At 38.1% G+C, this 26163-nt stretch carries 19 protein-coding genes; 7 read left to right on the forward strand and 12 right to left on the reverse strand.

From position 1 onward, the window contains the following. Positions 1-7: 7 nt before the first annotated feature. The 12 genes from KO172_RS02330 to dnaA form a co-directional block, all read right to left on the reverse strand. Complete coding sequence (locus KO172_RS02330; protein WP_215491958.1) at positions 8-8089, reverse strand: InlB B-repeat-containing protein; 8082 nt, start codon at positions 8087-8089, stop codon at positions 8-10. Between the two features lie 769 nt (positions 8090-8858). Next, a complete protein-coding gene (gene lipA / locus KO172_RS02335; RefSeq protein WP_215491959.1) occupies positions 8859-9716 on the reverse strand; it encodes a lipoyl synthase in 858 nt (285 codons plus the stop codon). Beyond that, the gene (lplA, locus tag KO172_RS02340) at positions 9717-10700 is read right to left on the reverse strand and encodes a lipoate--protein ligase (RefSeq protein WP_215491960.1); all 984 of its coding nucleotides are present in this window, start codon (positions 10698-10700) and stop codon (positions 9717-9719) included. Continuing rightward, positions 10697-11455: a SigB/SigF/SigG family RNA polymerase sigma factor gene (locus KO172_RS02345; protein WP_215491961.1), complete on the reverse strand. Its 759-nt coding sequence runs from the start codon at positions 11453-11455 to the stop codon at positions 10697-10699. The genes lplA and KO172_RS02345 overlap by 4 nt, the downstream gene beginning before the upstream one ends. After that, a complete protein-coding gene (locus tag KO172_RS02350; protein ID WP_215491962.1) occupies positions 11452-11787 on the reverse strand; it encodes a hypothetical protein in 336 nt (111 codons plus the stop codon). Before KO172_RS02350 ends, KO172_RS02345 begins: the two co-directional genes overlap by 4 nt. Continuing rightward, a complete protein-coding gene (locus KO172_RS02355; RefSeq protein ID WP_215491963.1) occupies positions 11787-12098 on the reverse strand; it encodes an STAS domain-containing protein in 312 nt (103 codons plus the stop codon). The genes KO172_RS02350 and KO172_RS02355 overlap by 1 nt, the downstream gene beginning before the upstream one ends. 9 nt (positions 12099-12107) lie before the next feature. Next, positions 12108-14546 (reverse strand): DNA gyrase subunit A, encoded by a 2439-nt coding sequence (gene gyrA, locus KO172_RS02360; protein ID WP_215491964.1) that lies wholly within the window; start codon positions 14544-14546, stop codon positions 12108-12110. 12 nt (positions 14547-14558) lie between these two features. Further along, complete coding sequence (gene gyrB / locus KO172_RS02365; protein WP_215491965.1) at positions 14559-16466, reverse strand: DNA topoisomerase (ATP-hydrolyzing) subunit B; 1908 nt, start codon at positions 16464-16466, stop codon at positions 14559-14561. Then, entirely contained in the window at positions 16456-17556 is a 1101-nt protein-coding gene (recF, locus tag KO172_RS02370) for a DNA replication/repair protein RecF (RefSeq protein ID WP_215491966.1), read from the reverse strand. The genes gyrB and recF overlap by 11 nt, the downstream gene beginning before the upstream one ends. Next, on the reverse strand, positions 17550-17753 hold the full coding sequence (locus KO172_RS02375) for an RNA-binding S4 domain-containing protein (protein ID WP_215491967.1): 204 nt from the start codon (positions 17751-17753) through the stop codon (positions 17550-17552). The genes recF and KO172_RS02375 overlap by 7 nt, the downstream gene beginning before the upstream one ends. Positions 17754-17789: 36 nt before the next feature. Next, on the reverse strand, positions 17790-18884 hold the full coding sequence (dnaN, locus tag KO172_RS02380; RefSeq protein ID WP_215491968.1) for a DNA polymerase III subunit beta: 1095 nt from the start codon (positions 18882-18884) through the stop codon (positions 17790-17792). A 552-nt stretch (positions 18885-19436) separates the two neighbouring features. Then, a complete protein-coding gene (gene dnaA / locus KO172_RS02385) occupies positions 19437-20768 on the reverse strand; it encodes a chromosomal replication initiator protein DnaA (protein WP_215491969.1) in 1332 nt (443 codons plus the stop codon). A gap of 616 nt (positions 20769-21384) precedes the next feature. Here dnaA and KO172_RS02390 point away from each other — a divergent pair. The 7 genes from KO172_RS02390 (at position 21385) to jag (ending at position 26125) form a co-directional block, all read left to right on the forward strand. Beyond that, a complete protein-coding gene (locus KO172_RS02390; protein WP_215491970.1) occupies positions 21385-22722 on the forward strand; it encodes an ATP-binding protein in 1338 nt (445 codons plus the stop codon). Positions 22723-23561: 839 nt separating this feature from the next. Next, positions 23562-23780 carry a hypothetical protein gene (locus KO172_RS02395; RefSeq protein ID WP_215491971.1) on the forward strand — a complete coding sequence of 73 codons (219 nt, stop codon included), beginning with the start codon at positions 23562-23564 and terminating at the stop codon, positions 23778-23780. Between the two features lie 185 nt (positions 23781-23965). Next, entirely contained in the window at positions 23966-24100 is a 135-nt protein-coding gene (gene rpmH / locus KO172_RS02400; protein ID WP_215491972.1) for a 50S ribosomal protein L34, read from the forward strand. 5 nt (positions 24101-24105) lie between these two features. Continuing rightward, complete coding sequence (gene rnpA / locus KO172_RS02405; protein WP_215491973.1) at positions 24106-24456, forward strand: ribonuclease P protein component; 351 nt, start codon at positions 24106-24108, stop codon at positions 24454-24456. Beyond that, positions 24449-24664: a membrane protein insertion efficiency factor YidD gene (gene yidD, locus KO172_RS02410; RefSeq protein ID WP_215491974.1), complete on the forward strand. Its 216-nt coding sequence runs from the start codon at positions 24449-24451 to the stop codon at positions 24662-24664. The genes rnpA and yidD overlap by 8 nt, the downstream gene beginning before the upstream one ends. Positions 24665-24702: 38 nt before the next feature. Continuing rightward, the gene (locus KO172_RS02415; RefSeq protein ID WP_215491975.1) at positions 24703-25416 is read left to right on the forward strand and encodes a YidC/Oxa1 family membrane protein insertase; all 714 of its coding nucleotides are present in this window, start codon (positions 24703-24705) and stop codon (positions 25414-25416) included. Continuing rightward, entirely contained in the window at positions 25400-26125 is a 726-nt protein-coding gene (gene jag / locus KO172_RS02420; protein ID WP_215491976.1) for an RNA-binding cell elongation regulator Jag/EloR, read from the forward strand. Before KO172_RS02415 ends, jag begins: the two co-directional genes overlap by 17 nt. The last annotated feature ends 38 nt before the right edge of the window (positions 26126-26163 follow it).

Consider the following 26163-nt stretch of genomic DNA (forward strand, 5'->3'; position numbering starts at 1 on the left):
TATTAAATTATTTAATTCTGTACTCTCTTGTATCGGATCTTACTCCATTCAATTCTGCGTATACTTTAATTCTGTCTCTGTTCTTAAGTTTGCCACCTAATTCATCCGGTATTATAAAGTAGTACATCTTGTAATCAGAATCATATATTGCTTTAATTGTTGTAGTCTTATTTGATCTACTAACTTCAAGATATCCTATTGCACCCTCAGTCATAGATTCAACACTAACATCTGGATCTCCAGCACTTGGAAGTATTATGGTGATTGTTGGTTTTACTTTAGCTCCATCGCCGATATCTGTATCATCACTAAATTTCCACTCATTGTTAAGCTCTGTTAAGTCCCAACCTCTAAATACATAGTCATTTTTTACACCATTGCCAAGTTCTAGTCTACGAACAAGTGGCGTAGGAATGTTAACCACTTCATCTTTCTTTACATAGAACTTAGTATCGCCTAGCATAAAGGCTTTATTAGGATCAACTTTAAATGTTACTAGCACCATGTCATCTGGTTTTTCGTTTTGAATTTGTGTTTCGTCTGTTACGCTAGGATCTACTGGAATAACATCTGCTTTTGGTTCGTATTGAGCTGTGAATGTGATATCATTGCCGCCTAGTTCTAGTGCTTGATCCCAGCCATTATTAGCATCTTTTGCCTTGTAGTATTTTGCTGGAACTATTTCTGGTACTATTAGACCTTTTGCTTGATTAAGGCTTAAACCTTTGGCAACTTTATAAATTACTTTTTCAATTCCATCAGTTTGTCCTTCTTTAAGTGTTCCGTGGTCACCTTTTAAGAAAGTTACTCTGATGAATTTTTCTGTATCAATAAGGTCGTCTTCGTTAATCTCTTGTACTGCGTTTGTCCACTGAGCAAATAGAACTAAGTCTTTAATTATAGATTTGTTTTTAAAATCAAATAATGGATCTGTTTCACTTGCGTTTTTCGTTTCTTTCCATCCAGTGAATACGAAATTATCTTTCTTAGGATCAGTGGCAGGTTTTGTTGCTGTCTTTCCGTGTTCAACTAATTGTGTATCTGGTGCTTTTGATCCACCGTTTGTGTCAAACTCTACTTTGTGTGTATTAGCCTTCCACTGAGCTGTTGCTTTTTTGTCCTTGTCAAGCGTTATTTCTGCTCCCGCTTGGTAGATTGTTTCGTCGTTATCAAGTTTCCAGCCAGCGAATGTAGCATTTTCTTTTGTTAGTCCATCTGCGTTAGCTAATCTAACTTTTGTGCCAACTTTTACTTTTGTTGCTTCTGGTACATCGCCTGTAACATCTGTTCCGCCTTTTTCGTAAGTTAATTTTACTTTTCCGTCTTCGAAGATGGCTACGTGTGTTCTATCGCTTGTGATTGGAGTTGCCTCGTCGATAGGCTCTTGCCAAACGTTATTAAATGTGTAGTTTGCATTTACTACAACTTTTGGAACTGCAAGTTGTTTATCTGTTGCTGTTTCGTTTTTGCCTAAAACTTTTAAAGTAATTTCTGCATTTGGATCTACATAGTAGATTTTTTCTGTAACATTGCCTTCAAGTTTACCCTTGTTTTCATCTTCTGTTCTGAATGTTACTTTTACGTAGCCTTTTGGAATAACTTGGTTTGGATCGTTGGTTTTTTCTACTATATTAGCATTCTTTGTGAAATTAAAAGTAAATTCTGTATCTGTTTTAAATGTATCTTTTAATTTCTTAGTTTCGCTAGTATCCCAATTACCACCAATATATCCAACATCTGGAGTTTTTTCAATGCCATTAGCATATGATGTTAAATCAAGTTCTACTTCTGGTGAAACATAGTAAACAAATTCATTTGTAAGTGTGTTTTTGAATTTTCCGCCTGTGCCAGGTTTGAAAGTTATTTTTACATAATTTTCCATAGCTTTTTCAGGTTTTTCTCCATTTGGTCCAGCTGGGATGATTGGTTCGTGTACTTCAACTGGTATTACGATTGGATGTTCATTTGAGCCTTCTGTTGAACCGTCTTTGTATTTAACGATAACTTTTGCTGATGTATCGCCAACTGTATTGCCATCTGGTTTTGAAATAACTTCTATTGATTCAATTTCTTTGCCTGCTGGTGGTGTGATCTTGCCTTTTAAGTCCTTAGGAGTAATTTCTTTACCCTTTGGTGTATCTAATTTACTTATAGTGCTCTTGTCTATTAGTGGAGTAGAATCAATTTCTTCCTCATAAATAGCCTCAACTACTGATACTTTAGCTGAGTACTTGTTCTTTGCTAGGTCGATAGTTTCTTTTGGATCAAGATCTGTTAAACTATTATCATCTTCGCCAGTTTTTACTATTTGCCATCCTTTATATATATAGTTAACTTTTCTCTTGCCTAAAGAGCTTCCTTCGCCATCTGTTAATTCAATTTCTTGATTTACTTTACCTGTTGGATTTGTTACTTCTATAGTAACTTCCTTAGTAGGGTTAACCCAGAATGTTTTTTCAAACTTAGTTTCATCTGTAGCCTTATCTGTTGTCTTAACTACAACCTTGACATAAGTCTTTGGTACATCTGGTTTATTGTTTGGATCTGTTTGTTCAACTGCATCTTTTGCGTCAACTGGTTTGATGACAGTATCTTCTGTAAACATATGACGTTTAGCGAAATCAAATTTGCCATTTTCTTTACCATCTTCATTTTGACTTTTTTTGTCAGCTGTCCAATTAATAAATGTTGATGAACCTTCGGACTTAACTTCTGGTATTTCTACCCAAGCTTTTGGATTGACATAATAAACCTTATTATTTTTAGCCTTCATATCGCCAGATGGTGATACTGTTACTTTTACATAGGCTTTTGTAGCTGTATCTTTTAGAATATCTTTCAATCCACCATCTTTTGCGTCTTTCGCTTCTGCATCGGATAGATATTTAGGTTTTTGCCACTCTCTATTAAGTGCTTCGTAGCGGTTCTTGTAAACTGTGATTGGTATATTAAGTTCTTGCTTAGCACTTGCAATATCGCCTTTTTTGCTAGTAATCTTAGCTTCTTGTTCTTGAATCTTATCTTTATCTTGTGGGTTTGCAGTTTTAAGTGTTTTTAGTTCAGCCTCAAGAACCTTTAATTCTTCTTCAAGATTCTTTATTTCTGCTTCTGTCTTGAATAAAGCCTTAGCAATGATATTTACAGTACGAACTGTTTCTGTAGCATCGTCTTTACCCATTTCTTTAACAAGTTCGAATATATCTTCATCTTTTGTTATTTCTGTTTCAGTACCATCAGCATTTTTGTTAAAGAATTTAATTTTTACATTAGCTGGAATTGGTTTAACTACCTCTTTTTTTGTTCCATTTTCTTCAACAATTTCTTTCCATACTAATTGTGCTTTTAAGTCGTCAATAGTTGGAGCAAATTTATTGGACCAATCCTTTGTTCCATCTGCCTTAGGATCTTTAAAGGCTTCTGTTCTTACTAGGCCTTCTGCCTTAGCACTTAGTCCTGACCAATCAAAGTAGGCTGTGAATGTGTAGTTTTTGTTAATTTCTGTTTCAGCGTTCAACCACTTTTCATTGTCCCACTTAATAAATTTCTTGCCTTGGTCTGGTGTGATATAGTATCTGTTTTCTTCTTTTGCTAATGGTTTACCTTCAGAATCCTTCTTACCTTCTTCCCAAATAACTGGATGTGGTAGCTTATCTGACTTAAGTCCCTTGATTACATCGTAATGTAATTCTGTAACTTCTTTGCCGTCCTTGTCCTTAAATACGCCGCCTTTATGCTTGTCGTCAATCTTAAATGTTACTCTTACATAACCTTCTGGTGTCTTACCATCTTTTGGAACTTCGATTACTCTTGCGTCTTTATAATAGAAGTAAATTTCATCAGAGCCTGTGCCGTTGATGCCAAGGAACTCGTTTGTATCCTCGTTTACATCGTAGAATAGTTGTTGTTGCGGAGCGCTAACAAGCTTCCAGCCAGGTATATGTCTGTAGTTTCTTGCGTCGTAGTGACGGCATGCGCTTGTAACTTCTTCCTTGTCAATAACCTTGTACTTATCTAGAATTTCTTCTAATTTTGCTCTATTAGCTTCAAATTTTGCTTTGTTTGCTTTATTTGCTTCTAGTAAGATAGCTTCTTTTCCTTTATTGTCTGCTTTATTATATTCTTCGCTAGCCATAAGTGCATCAATGTCTGTTAGATCCAAGCCCTTGAAGAACGCATCTACTTCCGCCTTTCCTCTTTCATCTATATAGTTAACTTTGTAGTTACGTGTTCTGAATGGTCTGTAATAGAATCTGAATACGTTTTCAGGGTTTGGTTCATAAACAGGATTATCTTCAGTGCCTACGTTAATATTGTCTTGAACTCTGAAAGTTTGGAAGTATGTGTTATTTAGTTTAACGCGGTTGTTGTAAGCTTCGTATTCTGGTTTTAATTCAACATCAGTACCATTTTCCTTATAAGTGCCAGAAAGTTTTTCCATAAGCTCATCGTTATTAGCCAATATCCAGTGTTCGTCTTGCTTTTCTCCTGTTGCTGGAACATAGTCGTCTACACGCTTGTAAGATAGACTGTTAGGTTCTGGGTTTGGATACTTCTCATCATCTAGGACGAAATTGTTATTTGAATCCCTCTTTAGGTAGTAGTGGTAAACTTTTACCTCTGCTCTCTTGTTTTCAACCCAAATTGCCTTTAGATAGATTGGAGCAACTACATCTGTTCCGAAGGAATAAAGCTCTGGAACCTTATATCTAGTACGGTAGCCTGTATCTTGCTTGTCAGTATAATTATTATTTTGATCTTTTTCGTAATAAATTACTTCCCAGCCCAAAAAGTCATAACCGTAGCGAGTAGGAGGTGTTTTAGGTACTTTAAGCTTTTGTCCATGAGCAACGGTAAAGACTTGAAGGTTCTTAGCTTTTTCTGCGTCAGATATTATTTTATTGTCTTCAGGTGATTTTTCTAGATCATAATATCCTTTTACAGGGTATTCATTTTCTTCTTCTTTACCAATGTCGCCTTCTTTTATTTTTTTCTTCTCAGTTGTAAGATCATTTAGTTCAATATCATCAAGTTTGCCGCCATTTGGATCAAATGTAACCTTTCTTCTTTTATCTGGAATGTCCCATATAGCATAAAGGTTTGTTGGGTGGAAAGGCATGGTTTCTTTTGGATTCTTCCAAACCATCTTTTTCCCAGCAGGGTCTAGTGCCCAGCCCTTAAATACCTTGTCACTTGCAAGACCTTCTGGTCTCTTTACCACATAGTTGTTCTTTGAGTCTTTGGCAAATTCATTAGGATTAGTTTTATCTCTTTGTAGTAAGTCATATAGGCCTAGTTTGTATAAATTATTTGGGTTATCTAAAAAGTTTTCTGGCTTATCTTTAAAATACTCTCTGTCGTCTCTCTCTAAGTCATCTTGAACTAAGTCTGGACTTAGAACCTTTAGTGGGAATTCGTAGAAAGTTTCTAGTGCATTGGCCTTCTTGTTTTGCTCTTCTGTTCCTCCTTTAACAGGATACTTAAACTCACTATCGCCCTTAATCTTTGTTGGGTCGTAGTTAAATCTTAGTGGGTACTTATTACGTTTGTAATGGAATTGTAGATATCCGTTTTCTCCAAATGATTGACCACCTTCTTTTACATCTCCATATTCATCGGAATCGCTAAAAAAGACTGATATAAAGTCTAGCTGACCGATAGGTAATTTGAGCCCAAAGTTGTTATAGTATGTCCCACAATTGTTAGTGGTGATTTCATCACGTTCGTCGTTTAGTTCCCCAATTCTATCTTCGTTCACGCGGCCATCTTCCTGCTGATCCTCTCTGATTACCGGCCATGCAACTCCAGGTTTATAGTCCCTAGGTGTAAAGCCTGTAACTGTCGGGTATTTGTGGCCATAGCCCGGGTCACCTGTATCTGCCTTGGTTCTAACAAGGTCGTAACGTATGATGGTTTCGCCGTCCTTAAAGCCGTCCATCCAAAAGTCCATGTGGTGAGGGATAGATGGATGATCCTGCTTTATACCGAAGGAAAGGGTTGTAAAATCGAATCTATCTAAATCCTTGGTTGTGCCGTCGCCCTTGTCTATATGTTTAACATAGCCGCCCCAGCTAGTATAGTTCGCCATGTCAAGGAACTGATCAGCATCAAGTCTATAAGGTGGAGTGTCTAAATGCACTGGCCAGTTAGGTGTTTCATAGTTTGGTCCCCAGCCAAAAGATTGATAGCCCGGTGTAAAGCCTTTTGTTTGCTTGGCATCGTTTGGCCACTTATACATCATCTCATTAAATCTAGCCTTGTAGTGGTAGAGATTGCCAGGACCACCTAGCATTACCGCCTTTCCCTTTTGCGGGTCATAGCCCCAAATTTCTGGGTATAAAGTATTTTTTTCAGGTTGTACATTGGACTTAGTAAAGTATAGGTCGTAGACTTGTCTGTCGTAGTAGATGTTGTAGACAGTCTTGCCTGTGGCTGAAACTGCCTTGGTCATCGTTGGTTTGTTAGGGTCTTTGTTTTGCTCTTTAGTTAAGTCTTTATTATAAACAAAGAATTTGTTTAGATAAAGATTATGGCCACGATTGAATTTTTCGCCTTTCCAAATCTTTTGTAGACGAGTTTTATCTAGGTCTGGGAATGGGAGACCTGGTAAAGTTTTTTTGACTCCATTTTCTTGAACCTCTACCGGTCCTACGCTCTCCTTATCTAATTCTGGTCTTTTGCCTGTAAGCTCTTGAGGGTAAACACGAGTGCTCATATACTCGTATTTTTCAAAAATAGTAGCATTATCGGCATGGTCAGCCTTTTCTGTCCAGAATTGGATGGCGTAGTCTGCCTTGTCCTTGTCCTTCCAAACAGCTGTGAAAGTTAGCTTTTCTCTTGGTATTTCCTTGCCATTGCCAAGTTTAAGAGCAGGCATCATAAGTTTTATTTCTTCTTGAAGTTCTTCTTTTACAGGATCGTCATTTTTTTTAACGAGGTTACCGTTTCCATCTTTTTTATAATAAATTTTGCCTAAGTCAACTATGGCATTACCTTTGGCATCTTTAATGATTTCGCCTTTTTTATATTTTGTTCCATCATCCCCATACAAGTCATGAGATGGCTTCCAGCCTTGGAATTCACATCCTTCCTTTGTAGGGATGCTGTTTTCATCTATCTTAGGAATCTCTTGATCGTAGTAATAAGTTCTAGCTGGTAGAGGAGTGCCGTCTTGAGTGTCAAAAACAACATCGTAGTGAGCACGGTTGTAGCGATACTCAATCTTGAAATCAGTAGTGTCCTCTGGCACTTGAGTTTTTAGTTTCTCAACTTGTGGCACAAAGCCCGGTCTTTCATTTTCTTGTAGAGCTTGAACCTCCAAAGTAGAACCAGTGTTACCTGTTAAAATTTTCAGATTCTCATGATCACGTACAAACTCTTGATATTTTGCCTTTTGATCAGGATCCTTTAAATCATATTTTGTTTCGTGTCCCTCTTTATCTATAACTGTTCCGTCATTCTTTGTGATGGTACCGTCTTTGTTAGTAAACTTGTTGAAATCTTCCATATCTTGGAAAACGTGTTTAACAGTGATATTGCTAGTTGTAGCTGCGTATCTAAATTCTCTAAGTTCAAGATATTTATCACCATTGTCAGATTTTTTTTGACCATTCTTTGCTGCTTTTACAATGGCATCATAAGAGTTCTTAAAAACTTGTATTGTCTTAGAATCCTCGGTTATTTCTTCTTCTCCCTTAGGAGTCTTATAACCCGCCATGTCTGGAAGTTTGATTTTCTTATTAACCTTGGCTTGTTCATCTGGTGTCGCATTTGCGCCAACACTTGCAACGTATGGCTGATAGTTAACGCTGTATTTTTCGCCCTTTTCAGCCTTGAAGTCAGTACGCAAAGTGTATATAGCTGGCAAATCTGGTTCCTCTAAGTATTTCTTTGCAGTTGTGCCATCTTCCGGCCTAACTATCAAGGTTGGCGTTAGATTGTTGACATAGTTCGCCTTATCGCTTGCGATGTCATTGTGATCAACCCTCACCGTCCTTTCTTTTTCCGCCAATAAGTTTATAGGCATAGCTGTCGTGATCATCATAACAGCTAGTACTAATGTAAGTAGTCTTTTAAATCTTATGTTCTTCATACTTAATCCCCCTCTATGTATGATATATATATTATTCGATTATATGCATAGATAATCACTGTCATTATACCACAAAATTGCGCGTTTTACAAAAAATTTAACAAAAAAATTGCATTTTTAGCAAAATTTTACAAATTTTCTTGTCTAAGTAGAACTGAAAGAGCATAGTTATTAGACATATACTTACTACTTTGCTAGGTAGTAGGTCGTTGGGTATATAGTAGGCCGTTGGGTATATAGTAGCTCGTTTGCTATGTGCTAGTTCGTTGGGTGTGTAGTTGGTCATGAGGTATGTAGTGAGAAAAGTGCTTTTCACGAGCGTAGCCTTCGGAATAAATTGCATTAATTTCTTAGCGAAGCGAACTGACCGTGGGCTCATCTAGCTGAGCGTAGCGAACGGATATGAGACCACAAGTGAACAAGCTTAGAAATTAACAATTTATGTAGACGCAGCAAGCGAGAGAATGCACTTTTCGAGTTCTAATATAATTTATCTAGACAAGAAGCAAAGTAAAACACTTTTTGATGTGCAAGTTCTAATATAAAAAAAGACTATATGAATTTTAACTCATATAGTCTTTATCTTTGCTTTATTTGTTTTTATTTATAATTTCTAGGTATTTCTTGGAGCAAAGTGATATACAACTTCTTTCTTAGATAAAATGAGATGATTACGCGAAGTGGACCGACGAGGCAAGCGGAGTGTACAAATGTACTCGAGCATTGCCGAGAAGGGAACGAGCGTAAGGGCGCGTTTTATCAAGAAAGTCTATTTTTCGACCATGTCAGCCGCCTTATACGAACTCCTAACAAATGGTCCCGCAGCTATCTTCTTAATGCCTATGCTCTTGGCGTAGTCTTCGTATTCAAAGAACTCATCTGGGTGGACGTATCTCTTGACTTCATAGTGTTTCAAACTTGGTCTTAAATATTGTCCTATGGTTATATAATCACAGCCTGCTTCGTAAAGTTCTTTGATTAAATCTAAAACTTCTTCTTTTGTCTCTCCTAGTCCTACCATGAAGCCACTCTTTGTCTTTAGTCCCTTTTCTTTTGCGTACTTAATGACTTCGATGGAGTTTTTAAAGTTTCCTTCTTTACGCACTACTGGGAATAGTCTCTCTATGGTCTCTATGTTGTGGTTTAGTATGTCTGGCTTCTCGTCCATAACTATGTCTAGTAAGTCTTTCTTCGCGTGCATTTCGGGGATCAGTACTTCGACTGTTGTATCGGGGTTTAATTTTCTCACCCATCTGATGACGTCTCTAAACTGAGTTGCGCCCTCGTCTTCTAGGTCGTCTCTCGTTACTGAGGTAATAACTGCATGCCTTAGTCCAAGTATCTTCACTGCCTTCGCCAAATTTTCTGGCTCATGCGGGTCGACCTCTTCTGGCCTCTTAGTAGTAACGTTGCAATACCTACAGTTACGCGTGCAGTTCTCGCCAAGTATCATAAATGTCGCTGTTCTCGACTTGTAGCACTCCATCTTGTTTGGGCAGTTCGCCTCTTTACAAACGGTGTTGAGCTTTAAATCCTTTAGCATGTGCTCGATCTCGTCGTTGTTCTTATTGCCTGTAACTTTTATCCTTAGCCAATCCGGCTTTCTTATATAATTTCTCTCTTGCATTTAATCACCTGATTTCGTCTTTAATATATTCAAGGCTAATTCTTCCTTCGTAAGTCCTTCGATGTACTCACTCATATTTATGGACTTCATGGCATCCATAAGCGCATCCTTGTCAAGGCTCTTGCCTATGAAGAGGCTCTCTAGCTCCTCTTTCGCCTTCTCGCCGAAGTAGTCGCCATCTAGTCTAATGTCTTCGATGAGATTATCCTTTTCTTTCAAATATATATCCATCACGCAAGATTCGTTCATAAATGAGTGCACCTTATCAAACTTGCCGTAGCGAGCGTATGTCCACTCGTCATTTGCGTATTTATTTTTTCTTATCTCTTCGACTTTTTTAAGCTCTTCTTCACTTAAAACATATTCTTCGTCTATGTGATAATATTTTCTGATGTAGGCTTTAAGCTCTTCTATGAAGCTAGCTATGTCCATATTCATCATTGACTTAAGGCTAGTGATACGGCTTTTAACGCTTGTTAAGGACTTCTTCGCAAGCTTTAGCTTCGCAGGTGTTAGTAACCTTCCTATGTCCGTGGAGCTGTCTTGGTATATGATGCTTCCGTGGTGTATCATGAGCTCTCTGTCCTTGTACTGTGCGTTGCCTGAGATTTTCCTGCCATCAACTATGATGTCGTTACGACCTGTAAACTCTGCCTTAACGCCTTTTTCATTTAGGTAGCGAACGACTGGCTCTGTAAATTTTCTTAAGGAGTCCTCTTCTTTCTTCGTGATGATTGTGTACTGCACGATGTTTTTATCTGTATAGATGCAGCCGCCACCTGAGGGTCTTCTTACAAGCTTTGCCCCAATCTCATTCATATAGTCCCAGTTAACTTCCTTGTATGGATTTTGGTTTCTGCCTAAGAGTACTGTGTTGTCGTTTTGCCATATCATGAATAGCTCTTTTTTCACATTTTTTATTAAATACTCTTCAAGAGCGTGGTTGTACGCGCCGTCTGTCGATTTATTGTCTATGAATATCAATAGAAGTCCTCCCTCTTCGCGTGTTTTTTAATCTCTTTAAGTGCCTTCTTCTCTATACGCGAGACGCTCATCTGTGACAGGCCAAGCTCGCCTGCGATCTCAAGCTGTGTCTTTTGCTCGAAAAATCTCTTTCTGACTATCTCTTTTTCGGTTTTGGATAGGTTCTTCATCAGTGCCTCAAGCTGCTCACGGTTCTCAAAGTCTTTGAAGTTTTGGTCGTCGTCGCCTATGATGTCGGATAGTGCCGTCTTCTTGTCATCAGTACCAATCTCGTAGTCTATGGACTGAGGTGTATATACCTTACCTGCATCCATAGCGATGAGAACCTCGTCTGAGTCGATGCCTAAGTAGTCCGCGATCTCCTTAACGGTAGGCACCTCACCATTAACCATACTTAAATGGTGATACGCATCCTTGACCTTCTTCGTGTTCTCTTGCACTCTGCGCGGCACCTTGATAGTCCAGCCCTTGTCTCTGAAGTAGCGTTTGATCTCGCCAAGTATTGTAGGCGTAGCAAAGCTAGAGAACTTAAAGCCGCGGCTCGGTTCGTACCTATCCACTGCAAGTATAAGTCCCAAGGAAGCTATCTGAAAGATGTCGTCGTAGTCGATACCTTTGCCGACAAATTTCTTTGCAAGTATCTCGGCTATATACAAGTTCTTCTCGATAAGTTCGTCTCTAAGCTTTTGATCCTTAGTCTTGGCGTACTCTTCGAAGAGCTCCTGCATATTGTCCTTCTTCTTTGCCTTTGTCATGGTCTTGTCCTTATGATTTCAATCCTATCGTCCTGTTTAAGCATAGCTTCTGAAAGAGCGTTTATGATGTCAAAGTTCATCTCGAAGGCTTCATCATCTGGGAAGCGCTCTAGGTAGATGGTGATGATCATCGACTTCTCCTTAAGCTTGATATCCATCTTAAGTCTGTCTTTGTTAATGGCGTGCGCGATCAGAGCCATCTCACCAACGGCTGCCTTAGTGTCTTCTATGTCGTCAAACTTGTAGTTCTCCTCTGCCATAACCTTCATTACTAGCATCCTAAACATAGATAGGTAGTTTTCTTTGTTTTCTATCTCAAGTGTAAATAACATTATTCGTCACCTAGATTAAATAGTTTGTCAAGGTCTGTGATCTTGAAGACCTTCTTGATGTTCTTCTTAAGATTTTTTACTGTGATAGTTTTGTCCTCATCTCTTGTTAGCTTAAGAAGACTTATAAAGCTTCCTAGACCTGTTGAGTCGATGTACTCAAGCTTTGAGCAGTCAACAACTAAGTCCTTGTCAAGCTCTTCATATATATCAGCAAGTTTTTCTTTGAATTTTTTGTTATTATATATGTCGAGGTCACCTATTAATTCAATAAGGTAGTGATCCCCTTCATCGATTAAGTTTAAATCAAACATGTGGCCCTCCTATTCTTCAACTGAGGAGACAAACTTTGATGCACTCGCAACCTTGTCGTCCGCTTGCTTCATAAGTATAACTCCTTGTGTATTTCTTCCTAACTCGTTTATGCTGTCAGAGTCGATCCTGATTATAACGCCCTTTAGTGAGATGATCATGATCTCGTCTTCTTCTTCAACAGATTTTGCGACAACTATCGGTCCAGTCTTACTAGTTACCTTGTAGCAGATCATGCCCTTGCCGTTTCTTGCTTGTACCTTAAATTCGTCAAAGCTTGTCTTCTTGCCGTAACCATTCTCAGTGATCATAAGTAGGCTTGTGCCCTTTCTTGCCACTTCGATGGATACGATGATGTCGTCTTTGTTAAGCTTCATCGCCTTAACACCCATCGCTATCCTTGATGATGGTCTTGTTGTCTTCTCATCAAACATTAAAAACTTACCTTGCTTTGTTACGCAAACGATGTTTTCCTCGCCTGATGTTCTTCTAACGCCAACTACCTTGTCTTCATCTCTAAGGTTGATTGCCTTAAGGCCTCTCTTTCTGATGTTTTTGAACTCATCAAGGCTCACTCTCTTGTATATACCTTCTTGTGTAAGCATAGATAAGAAGCCGCCTTCTTCATCCTTCTTTAGTGGGATGATGGCTGAGATCTTCTCGTCTTTTTCAAGCTGAACAAGGTTTACTATAGCAAGTCCTCTTGCTTGACGCGAGCTCTCTGGTATCTCATAGGCTTTGATTGAGTAGATTCTACCCTTGTCTGTGAAGAATAATAAGTCGTCATGTGTCGAGACTACATATATGTCTTCAACAAAGTCTTCGTCACGTCTTTGCATGCCTTGGACTCCCTTGCCGCCTCTCTTTTGCATCTTGTATGCGCCCTCTGGCATACGCTTGATGTAGCCAAAGTGTGTTAGAGTGATAACAACGTCTTCGTCCTCTATCATGTCAATGGTATCAATCTCGCCTGGGTCTGGCATGATTCTTGTTCTTCTTAGGTCTTGATACTTTTCTTTTATATCTATAAGCTCGTCTTTGATGATGCCGTAGATAAGTCTTTCTGAGCCAAGTATCTCCTTGTATTGATTAATTAATTTAATTAGTTCAAGGTATTCTTCTTCAAGCTTGTCTCTTTCAAGACCTGTTAGTCTCTTAAGTCTCATCTCCATGATGGCATTTGCTTGGATTTCTGATAGCTTGAACCTAGTCATCATTTCATTAACAGCAGTCTTGTCATCCTTTGAGCCTCTGATTATCTTTATGATCTCATCGATATGGTCAAGTGCAGTGCGAAGTCCTTCAACTATATGCGCTCTCGCCTCAGCCTTAGCAAGGTCGAAGCGTGTTCTACGAGTGATGATCTCGTATTGGTGCATGATGTAGTACTCGATAAGCTCCTTAAGTGTAAGAACCTTTGGCTCGCCACCCACAAGTGCAAGGTTGATGATACCGAAGGTATTTTGCATTTGTGTGTTCTTATATAAATTGTTTAGGACAATGTTGGCGCTTTGATCACGCTTTATGTCTATAACAACACGTAAACCATCTCTGTCGGACTCGTCTCTGATGTCTGAGATGCCTTCGATCTTTTTATCTCTTACAAGCTCGGCTATCTTTTGTATAAGTTTTGCTTTGTTTACTTGGTATGGAAGCTCCTTGATTATGATCTTCTCTCTACCTTTTTTCTCTTCGATTTCGCAAAGTGCTCTTTGAACTATGCGGCCTCTACCAGTTCTGTATGCTTCCTTGATGCCGTCTTTACCCATAATCAGAGCTCCTGTAGGGAAGTCCGGTCCCTTGATGTACTTCATAAGACCATCGACATCTATGTCTTTGTTATCAATGTAGGCAACGCAAGCGTCGATTACTTCCTTTAGGTTGTGTGGCGCCATGTTAGTCGCCATACCAACAGCGATACCCGATGAACCATTAACAAGAAGGTTAGGAAAGCGTGATGGAAGAACTACCGGCTCTTTAGTTGTCTCGTCGAAGTTTAGCATGTAGTCAACAGTGTCTTTGTTAATGTCCCTAAGCATCTCCATGGCAATCTTTGTCATCTTTACTTCAGTGTAACGCATCGCAGCAGCGCCGTCACCATCGACACTGCCGAAGTTACCGTGGCCATCAACTAGTAAGTATCTTGTGTTGAAGTCTTGCGCAAGTCTAACCATGGCATCATATACAGCTGTATCGCCGTGTGGGTGGTACTTACCAAGTACGTCACCGACTACTCTGGCAGACTTTCTGTACTGACCTTGCGGTGTGATGCCAAGCTCGTTCATCGAGTAAAGTATCCTTCTGTGAACAGGTTTTAAACCGTCTCTTACATCAGGAAGCGCTCTTGAAACTATAACGCTCATCGCGTAGCTCAAGTAGCTATTCTTCATCTCGTGCTCGACATTGACATCCTTAAATTGTTTATCTTTTAAAATTACTTCATCTGTCATCTTATTACCTCATTATATATCTAAGTTCGACGCGTATTTTGCGTTCTTTTCTATAAATTCTCTTCTCGGTTCGACCTTGTCCCCCATTAGCATGGAGAATATCTCATCAGCATTAACAGCGTCGTCAACATTGACTCTTAAAAGTATTCTGTGTTCTGGGTCCATAGTTGTCTCCCAAAGCTGTTCAGGGTTCATCTCACCAAGACCTTTGTAACGCTGTATTGTGTAGTTGTCTCTGCCTATCTCTTTAAGTAAAACTTCTAGCTCGTCATCGTCGTATACATAGTACTCTTTTCTGTTCTTGCTAACCATGTATAGTGGTGGCTGTGCTATATAAATGTGTCCATCGTCAACAAGCTCTCTCATGTGTCTAAAGAAGAATGTTAGTAGAAGTGTCCTAATGTGAGCGCCGTCGACGTCGGCATCGGTCATGATGATGATCTTGCCGTATCTAAGCTTTTCTATGTTAAACTCAGTGTCTATACCTGTACCAAAAGCTGTGATCATCGCCTTGATTTCTTCATAAGCAAGTATCCTATCAAGCCTTGCCTTCTCAACGTTAAGTATCTTACCTCTAAGTGGAAGTATGGCTTGGAACTTTCTGTCACGGCCTTGCTTTGCAGAACCGCCGGCTGAGTCCCCTTCGACTATGAAGATCTCTGTCTCAGTGTTATCGTTCGATTGACAGTCAGCAAGCTTACCAGGTAGTGTTGTGTTATCCAAGACACTTCTTTTGCCTCTTGATAAGTCACGCGCCTTTCTAGCCGCCTCACGCGCTCTTTGCGCCGAGATTGCCTTCTCTATGATCTTCTTTCCTTCTTGCGGATGAAGCTCAAAGTAATCAGTAAGCTCAGTATATGCAACAGAGTTTACTATACCTTGCACCTCGCTATTACCAAGCTTAGACTTAGTTTGTCCTTCAAATTGTGGCTCCTTAAGCTTAACTGAGACTATGGCTGTTAGACCCTCTCTCGCGTCATCGCCTGATAAGTTTTCTTCCTTTTCCTTTATAATGTTGGCTTTTCTACCATAATCATTAAGCACTCTTGTTAAAGCATTTCTAAAACCTGTCAAATGGTAGCCGCCTTCTGTAGTGTGTATATTGTTCGCAAATGTTAGTACATTTTCAGAGTAACCGTCAGTGTATTGCATAGCTATCTCAAGCTCGCAGTCCTCCATGGACTTGTCGAAGTAGATGATGTCTTCACTGATAGGGTTCTTGCTGCGGTTGATGTATTCAACGAATGACTTGATACCGCCTTCGTAGTGGAAAACTTCCTCCTGTGGATCTTCTTCTCTCTCGTCGATTAAAGTGATGCGCACTCCTTTATTAAGGAAGGCAACCTCTCTAAACTTAGTGACTAAGACTTCCTTCGAAAATTCAGTTGTATCAAAAATTTCACTATCTGGCATGAATTGTATAGTAGTACCTGACTCCTTTGTGTCGCCAACTACCTTTATGTCGCCTTGCGCCTTACCTCTTGCAAAGTGCTGTTCATATATATGGCCGCCCCTCTTAACAGTTGCTATAAGCCACTCGCTAAGAGCGTTAACGCATGAAACACCAACACCGTGAAGACCGCCAGATACCTTGTATGCGTCGTTGTTGAACTTACCACCTGCATGAAGCACAGTAAGTACAGTCTCCAAAGTCGACTTGCCAGTCTTAGGGTGCACTTCAACCGGTATACCCGAGCCATTATCCTCTATAGATATACTGCCGTCCTTGTAGATCACAACCTTGACAGTGTCAGCTCTGCCCGCCAAAACTTCGTCTATGGAGTTGTCCATAACCTCCATAACACAGTGGTGCAGACCCTTTGTGCCAGTCGAGCCTATATACATGCCCGGTCTTTTTCTAACGGGTTCAAGTCCTTCAAGAACCTGAATACTACCCGCATTATAATTCTTATCTTCCATTTCTTCCTCCGTAAATCATTTCATTCGTTTCTAACTTTATAAGTAAATAGTCATCGTCTATCAAATCTTTAATATCATCCATATCCTGCAGCGTAAATATTACCTGCATATCAGAGACTGCATCAAGTAAGTACTTCTTCCTCGACTTGTCAAGCTCAGAAAAAACATCGTCAAGTAAGAGCGTTACATCCTTTTGAAAGCTCCTTATCATCTTGAGCTCACTAAGCTTCATAGAGAGCATCACAGTCCTTAATTGGCCTTGCGAGGCAAACTTTTTCGCCTCATTCTCAGCTATCGTTATAAGATAGTCATCCCTATGTGGACCCAAGGCAGTCGACTTTCTATCGATGTCCTTGTCAATGTTTGCTGTGAAAGCTTCTTCATAAGTCTTTTTAATGTCCGCTTTTATGTCAATGTTAGTCTTGTACTCGATACTTAAGTCTTCTCCACCACTTAAGTCATTGTGTATAGCCTTGCAAATGGCGTTAAAGTTCTCAGTAAAGGTCTTTCTCTTTTCTATAAGAGCCGCTCCAAGCGTAATTAGCTGCGCGTCATACGACTTTAGTACTGCCTTTAAAGAGTTTTTGTCTCTATACATCTTAAGCGCCTTGTTCCTATTCATAAGAACCTTGTTGTAGCTAAGAAGTTCATCGCGATACGAGGGCGATATCCTCGTTATGATGCTGTCGATGTACTTTCTTCTAAGAGCCGGCGCGCCTTTTAATATATTTAGGTCGAAGGGTTCAAAAAGAACCGCCTCAAACTTTTGCGTGTAGTCCTTCACATTCTTAAGCATCTTTTCATTTTGCTTAACAAGCTTACCTTTAGGCTCTATACTGATCTCTAATCTGTTTAGTATATCAGAGTAGAGGTACTCAAAAGAGGCATAACTCGATGAGCAGCCAAACTTTATTAGCTCATGGTTCCTTTCAGTCCTGAAGCTCTTTAAGAAACTAAGCATGTATATAGCCTCAATCACATTCGATTTGCCCTTGGCATTGCTTGCAAGTATTATGTTCTTTTTTGGATGAAACTTCAAATATAACTTTGAAAAGCTTCTAAAGTTTACAAGCTTTAAACTCTTTAACATATCTCTATACTTTCATCAAATAATGTAACAACGTCACCCACTCTGATCTTCTTACCTCTGCGAGTTTCTACCTCGCCGTTGACCTTAACAAGACCATCTTGAATGATGTTTTTTGCCATGGCGCCGCTATCTACAAGAGCGCAAACCTTTAAAACATTTTGCAGCTGAATGTATTCATCTTCTAGCTTAAACTTCATAATTCTCACCTAATCATCTATTATAATATATATCACTTACGCTTGCATCTTTACAGGTAAAACAAGGTAGCGATACTCTTCATTTTCAGTAATCTTCATAGGCCTAATGCTTTCAGAAAGCCTTAATGTAAGCTTATCCGAGCTCATAGCCTTGAGACCTTCAAGGACGTAGCGGCCGTTGAAGCCAATCTTGATATTGTCACCAGTTTTTTCTACCATGATGTCGTCACTTGCATTTCCCATCTCGTTCGAAGCAGTGATCTTTAAGTTGTTATCCTCAAAATCCATAACTATAAGACTAACTCTGTCCTCAAAGCCTATTAATGATACTCTCTCGATGGCATTGATTAAATCCATCCTAGATATCTCTACAGTAGTGTAGTCCTCACTTGCAAAGACTTCCTCGTAGTTAAAGAAGTCGCCTTCGATAAGCCTTGTATATAGTAGTGCTCTGTCTATCTTGAAGACTGCCTTGTCTCTTGCATATGATATCTCAACAATGTCATCAGTATCTTCAAGCATCTTTTGCACTTCAGATAAAGTTCTGTATGGAACTATGAAGGATGTTTCTTCTTCACTGTCCACCTTGAACTTTAAGGAACTAATTCTATAACCATCAAGACTTGCAGCGTCTAAGTAGCCCTTGCTAAATTTGAAGTAAACGCCACACAAAGTAGGTCTTGCTTGGTCTTGACTAGTCGAGAAAAGTGTCTTCTTGATAATCTTGTTAAGATCCTTCATCGATAGCTTCACGCTCTTGTCAGTTGCAACACGAGTGTCGATCTCTGGGTAGTCATCGTGAGGCATGCTCTTTAAGTTAAACTTTGAGAACTTCGCCTTGATCTCAACATCGTCACCTTCACAAGTGAAACTGATCTCACCTGAAGCTAGCTTTCTTACTATGTCACTTAAAAGCTTGTTCGAGAAGCAGCAAGTGCCCTCTTCAAGAACTTGGCACTCAACTTCGGATATGATGGTAAGCTCAGTGTCAGTTGAAACAAGCCTTATTCTGTTATTTGCAGCAGTAATTTTGATTGCTTCAAGAATTTCAAGAGGACTTCTTTGAGAGATAGCCCTTTGAGCAATCGTAATGTGTTTTAAAAATTGGTCTTTGTCGATAATAAATTTCATCTAATCACCTCTTATTTCTTGTTTGTAGAACAAATATTAATACTTTTTTTGATACTATCAAATAATTCCGTAGTATTTATTTTTTCTTAATAAAAATTTTTTAATTAAACTATAATTATATATTTTGTTCTTTTCTAATTTATATTTTTTCTTCTATCATATAATATATATAATAATTTTCTAATAGCAAATATTTTATTCAGAACGAATTTTTTTTTTAGATATCAAATATGGAAATATTTGATATCGCAAGAAAATTTAATTTTTGAATTTTCTTTTAATAATAAGAACCTCACCCTACCACAAAACTTTATTTTATCAAAACTATTTCTTTATAATAATAATTAAAAGAACCTCACCCTTCCACGATGCTTCGCATCGGGTGGGTACCCGAGAACCTTGCATTATTATTAACGCTTGCGCTTTAATAATAATTATAATAAAGAGTAATAGTAGTAGGCTCTGTATAATTGTGGATAACTTATCCTAATTAGGCTTTTTAGCTAATACTTATCCACAGGTCTTCTTGATAAAATGTTCACTAAATGGAACTTATCCACAGATGATCTTTTCCAAAGCGTCAACTGCTTCTCTAATTTCCTTATTTGCCTTCTTCGCCCTGAGTATTTTTTCATAGGCATATATCACGGTAGAGTGGTCGCGTCCACCAAAAGATTCACCAATCTTTGGATACGATAAATCCGTGTGTACACGAGCAAAATACATAGCTATCTGCCTTGGTATAGCTATGTCAGAAGACTTTTTCTTCGAGTGAATGTCATCAACACTTATATTGAAATACTTCGAAACAGCCTCCTTAATCGAGTCTATGGTGATCTCTTTTTCCTCAGTTTGACTCATAAAGTCAAGCGCACTCTTCGCAAGAGGCACAGTAATTTCAAGCTTAGTACCGCCTTCCTGTTCAGAAGCCGCCTTAACACCCATAAGCGCACCTTCAAGCTGACGAATATTCTGCTTAGCACGCTTTGCGATGTACTCAAGCACATCGTCACTAACATTAAGGTGCTCCTCGTCCGCCTTCGCCCTCAATATAGCGATACGCGTCTCCAATGGAGGCTGCTTAACCTCTATAGTTAGACCACTTTCAAAGCGGCTGATAATCCTGTCTTGAATATTTTTAATATCACTAGGCGACCTATCCGATGCGATAATTATCTGCTTATTCATAGTGTAGAGCGCATTAAAAGTGTGGAAAAACTCCTCTTGCGTTTGATCCTTGTACGACAAAAACTGAATATCGTCAATAATCAAGCAGTCCAAAGAGCGATACTTTTCCTTAAATTCGCGCATCTTTCTGTTTTGTAAGCAGCTAATAAGCTCATTTGTAAAGTCTTCACTAGTAATATATAAAAGCCTAAAATCCTTATGATCCTTTAGCATCTTATTGCCTATCGCATTGATAAGATGAGTCTTACCTAGACCAGTCTTACCAAATAAGAAGAATGGATTGTAAAGAAGACCTGGATTTTCCGCTATCCTCTTAGAATTTTCGAAGACATAAAGGTTTGCCTCACCAGGAATAAACCTGTTAAAAGTAAAGTAAGGATTCAAATTAGGAATTATATCCCCAGTTTTTTGAGAAGTCTCCTCAACACTTTGATGATAGTCATAACCTTCAGTCGGTTCCAAAATCTTAAGATCCACAACACCCATATCCAAGGCAATAAGCTTTCTCTTGATAAGGTCCTTGTAGTTAAACTGGACTATGCTCTTGATGAATAGGTTTGGAGCCAAAAGCATCAAGATGCCGTCTTCAAAGGCAACAGGTTCCAAAACACTGATCCAAAGGTCCATGTTGTTAAGAGCAATGTCTTCCTTAAGCGACTCCATACAAGATGCAAATATCGACTTTGCGTTGTTCATATTTATTACCTCCGTCCTATGTGGATACTTTATCCACAGACATCTGTCATTATATGTATTTTCACGAGAATGTACTTGTTCATAGAAAATACTATGTTTTCTGTGGATAAGTTTATATTTTTACTAACATATCCACAGTTTTTCCACAAGTTATTAACAGTTTACACAAGATATACTGCTCTATTTTCTAAGTCTTTTATATTATATCAACAAATAAAAAAATTATCAACATTTATTTTTGTGGTCTGTGGATAGACTGTGTATAGAACTTAAAAAGGTTCTCAATATATGGGACACTTCTTATATATAAGGACGCCTCTTATATAGTTAGTCGCTTACTATATATAAGTACGATAGCTATATACTTGCAAGGTTAGAAAGATTTTTAAGTAAACTTTGCTTTGTATATCGATTGCCTTAAAGCTAGACTAAGACAATCCCTTTTAAAATCCTCTTGAACAATTGGCGCTTTTGTGGTAAAATTAAGAAAAATAATTGGCGGGTTTGTGACAAAAGTACAAAAAATAATTGGCGGGTTTGTGACAAAAGTACAAAAAATAATTGGCGGGTTTGTGACAAAAGTACAAAAAATAATTGGCGGGTTTGAGGTGAAACTATGTTTAAAAGAAAAATTTATGCTAAGATGCTTGAGTGGAAAAGAAGGTCTAAAGGCAGCACTGCACTACTTATTGAAGGTGCAAGACGTATAGGTAAGTCAACTATAGTAGAAGAATTTGCAAAGAATGAATATGAAAGCTATATCCTTATAGATTTTTCACGAGCTGGTAAAGATTTAAAAAGTTTATTTGATGACTTAAGTAGTACTGATTATTTATTTATGCAGCTACAACTATTGTTCAATACTAAGCTTGTTGAGAGAAAGTCTTTGATTATATTTGACGAAGTGCAGTTTTGTCCAAAGGCTAGACAAGCTATTAAGTTATTAGTTGAGGACGGTAAATACGATTACATCGAGACAGGTTCGCTTATATCAATCAGGAAGAATGTTGAAAACATCCTAATACCGAGCGAGGAAGAAAAATTAAGCATGTATCCTATGGACTTTGAGGAATTTCTTTGGGCTACAGGCGATACGGCTAGTAACGATATATTAAGAGAGTGCTTTTTGAAAGGTGCATCTCTAGGCGAAGCGGTAAGCCGCAAGATGCTTCTAAAGTTTAGGCTTTATATGCTTGTTGGCGGTATGCCTCAAGCTGTTCTTAAATACATTGAGAGCAATAATCTTGAAGAAGTTGATATGGTAAAGAGAAATATAATTACATTGTACCTAGATGATTTTTATAAACTTGACATGAGGGGCTTTACATCTGATTTATATAGGAACATTCCTTCAGAATTGTCTAGGCACACAAGCGCATATAAAATTTCATCAGTTTTAAAAAATGAAAGGCCAAGCACGGTTCAAGATGAGATTAGAGAGCTTATCGAGTCAAAAACAGTACTCGCTTCATACAACAGCACAGATCCAGGCGCCTCGCTTGCCTTGACTAAAGATATAAACAAGTTCAAACTGTATCTTTCTGACACTGGCCTCTTTGTTACGTTAATGTTTATGGATAAGCCATTTACAAAGAATGAAATATATAAAAAATTGTTATCTAATAAGTCAGAGGTAAATCTTGGTATGCTCTACGAAAATGCAGTTGCAACATCACTTAGGTCTCTAGGCTACGACCTTTACTTCAACACCTCTTACGACGAAGATATAAAAAAGACATATGAACTTGACTTTCTTATTTCAAGTGGCAATAAAATCTACCCTATAGAAGTGAAGTCATCAGGATACAAAGCGCATAAATCCTTAGATGTATTTATCGATAAATACAAGTCAAGGATAGGAAAGAGTTTTGTTATATATACAAAAGATTATATGAAAGAAGGAGATATTGAATATTTGCCGGTGTATTATACTCAGTTTTTGGATGAAATATAAAAATTTGCATTGAATCAAGCCCTTTCGCTAGTTTCGAATTATTTTGTCTTTGCGGAGTGCATTTAGCACACCTCACTCCAAAAAATTCTGCACAACGCGAAATCATCTTGATTCCTCTGCAAATTTTGAAATTAACTATTATCACTTAAAGCCCTTTCGCTAGTTTCGAATTATTATATTACGAGCATTTAGTAAAACAGCTTTAACTTAAAATATTTACCTCTTAGCTCTAGCAAAACTATTTACTAAAATAGACTAAATACATTGAGCAAATAAAAGAAAAGTGCTTTTACAGAGCGAACCTTCGGAGAAAAATGTCTTAGTGAGAAAATTGATTTTCAAGAGCGCAGCCTTCGGAATAAATTGCATTAATTTCTTAACGAAGATGTCTGCCCGAAAATTCATCTAGTGGAGCAGAGCGTAACGAATATGAATTTTCAAGCGAACGAGCTTTTAGAAATTTCCAATTTGAGAAGCCTAAGTCACGAGTAATACACTTTTCGATTACTTGTCACAAAATAAATCACTTTTCTTTATAAGAAGAAAATTTTAAACAATTTAACAGACACTGTCTGTCATTTTTAATTTAAGAATATTAAATAAAAGATTCACCTAAGCATAATCCTCTTTAAAATTCTTGAACAATTGGCGGGTTTGTGGTAAAAGTGCAAAAAAGAATTGGCGGGTTTGTGCTTAGATATAAAATATTCCAGTCACTGTCTGGAATTTTTAATTTAAATAGATTAACAAAACACGCCCAACTATAATCCCTTTTAAAATCATCTTGTACTACGCCCCCTGCTGTGTTATAATAAAGTTATAATCAAGGGAGGTTTATCATGGACAATAAGAAAATTACGTTTTTTGAGTACACTATACTTAAGTTAATCATTGCAGGGCTATTCTTACTATTGTATTTTAATCCAAGTGTCTTTTGCATTTTTGAAAATACAATGCCTGACGCGATCATCTATTGCAAGGCGGCTTCTTTATTTTTTGCAATACTAACTATATCTAAGCTTTTTGATGCCATTTACAAGGCATCTTTGAATAAGTAACTTATATATAAGGTCTCTTAGGAGGCCTTTTTTATTTGTAATTACTACTAATACTACTAAGTATACTATAGTAATGGTCGCTTTAGTACTCGTTTATTAAGAATTTATTAATTTTCTCTTGACAAAGCGTATCTAATTAATTATAATTACTATAGGAGTTTATGTACTATAGGAGGTGTAGATAAATGAAGAGAACTTATCAACCTAAGAAGAGACAAAGAAAAGTTGAACACGGCTTTAGAAAAAGAATGTCAACTAAGTCTGGTAGAAATGTCTTAAGAAGAAGAAGATTAAAAGGAAGAAAGAAATTATCTGCATAATTACTATGCAAAGATCTTTAAGTTTAAGAAAAAAAGTAGAGATTAACAGGGTTTTCTTGGCGAAGAAGAAGGCCTTTAATGAGTCTTTTACGATATATTACCGCTATACGAACCTGGATCACCCTAGGTTTTGTTTTGCTATAAGTAAGAAGTACGGCAAGGCGAATAAGAGGAATTTATTAAAAAGAAGGCTCAAGGCCATCATCGAGGCGAATGCTTCTGACTTTGACAAGTCTTATGATATGGTTATCTCTGTCAAGCCCACTGTTATTGACTACGATTTCTACAAGATTAGAAAGAGGTTTCTTTCTTTATTAAGAAAAATAAATGTTTTAAAGGTTAAAGCTTATGAGTAGGATTATGATTTGCATTGTGAAGGGCTACAGGTTTGTGGCGCACAAGGTTTTACATAAAAGGCCGAGCTGTATTTTCACTCCAACTTGCTCTGAGTATGCGATAGAAGCTTTTGAGAAATATGGTTTTTTCAAAGGCTTGTATTTGTCTGTAAAAAGAGTGCTAAGATGCAATCCATTCTCTAAGGGTGGTTATGATCCGCTTGTATAGTTTACCTTTTTTACTTTTATTGTTTAGGAGGAATTTAGATGTTAGGTAAAATTCTAGGTTACCTGTTTAATTTCATATATGACCAGCTTGCAAGTATGGGCTCTGAGCCAGCGAACTTCTCATTTTTGGCAATGACTATCATAATCTCGACTGTTGTTGTGAAATTATTGGTACTGCCACTACAGATATCTTCTACTAAGAAGATGAAGAAGACTGCGGACTTGCAGCCTAAGGTTAAGGAGATTCAAGAAAAGTACGGCTACGATCAACAGATTGCCTCTCAAAAGGTTATGGAGCTTTATAGAAAAGAGGGCGCGTCAATTACTGGCGGCTGTCTTCCACTACTTATTCAGTTCCCAATCTTGATTGCCTTTTTCCAAGTGTGTCAAAATCCTGCAATCAACGCGTTTGGTGCAGAAAAGTATGCTGCTATGCAAAAGACATTCTTCTGGATTAAGGACTTATCAGTTGCTGACCCGTATTGGTATGGTCTTCCACTAATCGCAACAGCTGTAACATTCTTAATGAGTGTGACTACTCCAAAGGTTGGCATCACTGACGAGAATCAAGCTAAGTCGATGAACATAATGCAGTATTTTATGCCGATGATGACTTTTTTCTTTACAATTAAGTATCCTGCTGGACTAGCTCTTTATTGGGGTGTGTCAAGCTTATTTGCTGCAATTCAACAATTTGTGCAAAACAGGATTATTAAGAAAGAGGAGGTAATTGTAAGTGAAAAAGAGATTTGAAGCTAAGACTGTAGAAGAAGCCATCGTTCAAGCGGAATTGGACCTTGGCATGCATAGGGACGAATTTACTGTTGATGTAATAAATGAAGATACTAAGGGTTTCTTAGGTATCGGCGCGAAGAATGCTGTGATCGAGGTTGACTATACTATAAACGTAGAAGAACATTGCAGCTGCGGCTGTGAAGGTCACCACCATGACAATGACAATGACAATGATAACGACAATGATAACGACAATGACAATGACAATTGTGGAGATCATATAAAAGTATTAAAGAACTTCCTAAATGAGTTCTTTAGACTATTTGAAGTAAAGGCTTCGTACAAGATTGACGAGGCGGATGATATAATCACGGTACTAATCAAGGGCGAGACTTCTGAAGATACATCGAAGCTTATCGGTAAGAAGGGTGCGGTTTTGGACTCGATGAACACTATAGCGCAAATTCAGCTAAACAGAAACTTAGACGAGTTCAAGAGATTATTCATCGACATCGGTGATTACAGAAAGAAAAGACAAGAAAAAGTTAGAGAGCTTGCTATACAAGGTTGTGAAAGGGCTAGAAAGTATGGTACTAAGGTTTCATTAGAGTACATGACTAGCTATGACAGACGTATCGTTCACGAAACCTTAGCAGGTATTGAAGGCGTAAAAACATTTTCTGAGGGCAACGAGCCTCACAGAAGAGTTTGTATCATAGCGAAGTAATTAGGAGGCTTTTATAGCCTCTTTTTTTATTATGTGAA

Origin of the sequence: Fenollaria sporofastidiosus (assembly GCF_943169635.2) — a bacterium.
Classification (GTDB): Bacteria; Bacillota; Clostridia; order Tissierellales; family Peptoniphilaceae; genus Fenollaria; species Fenollaria sporofastidiosus.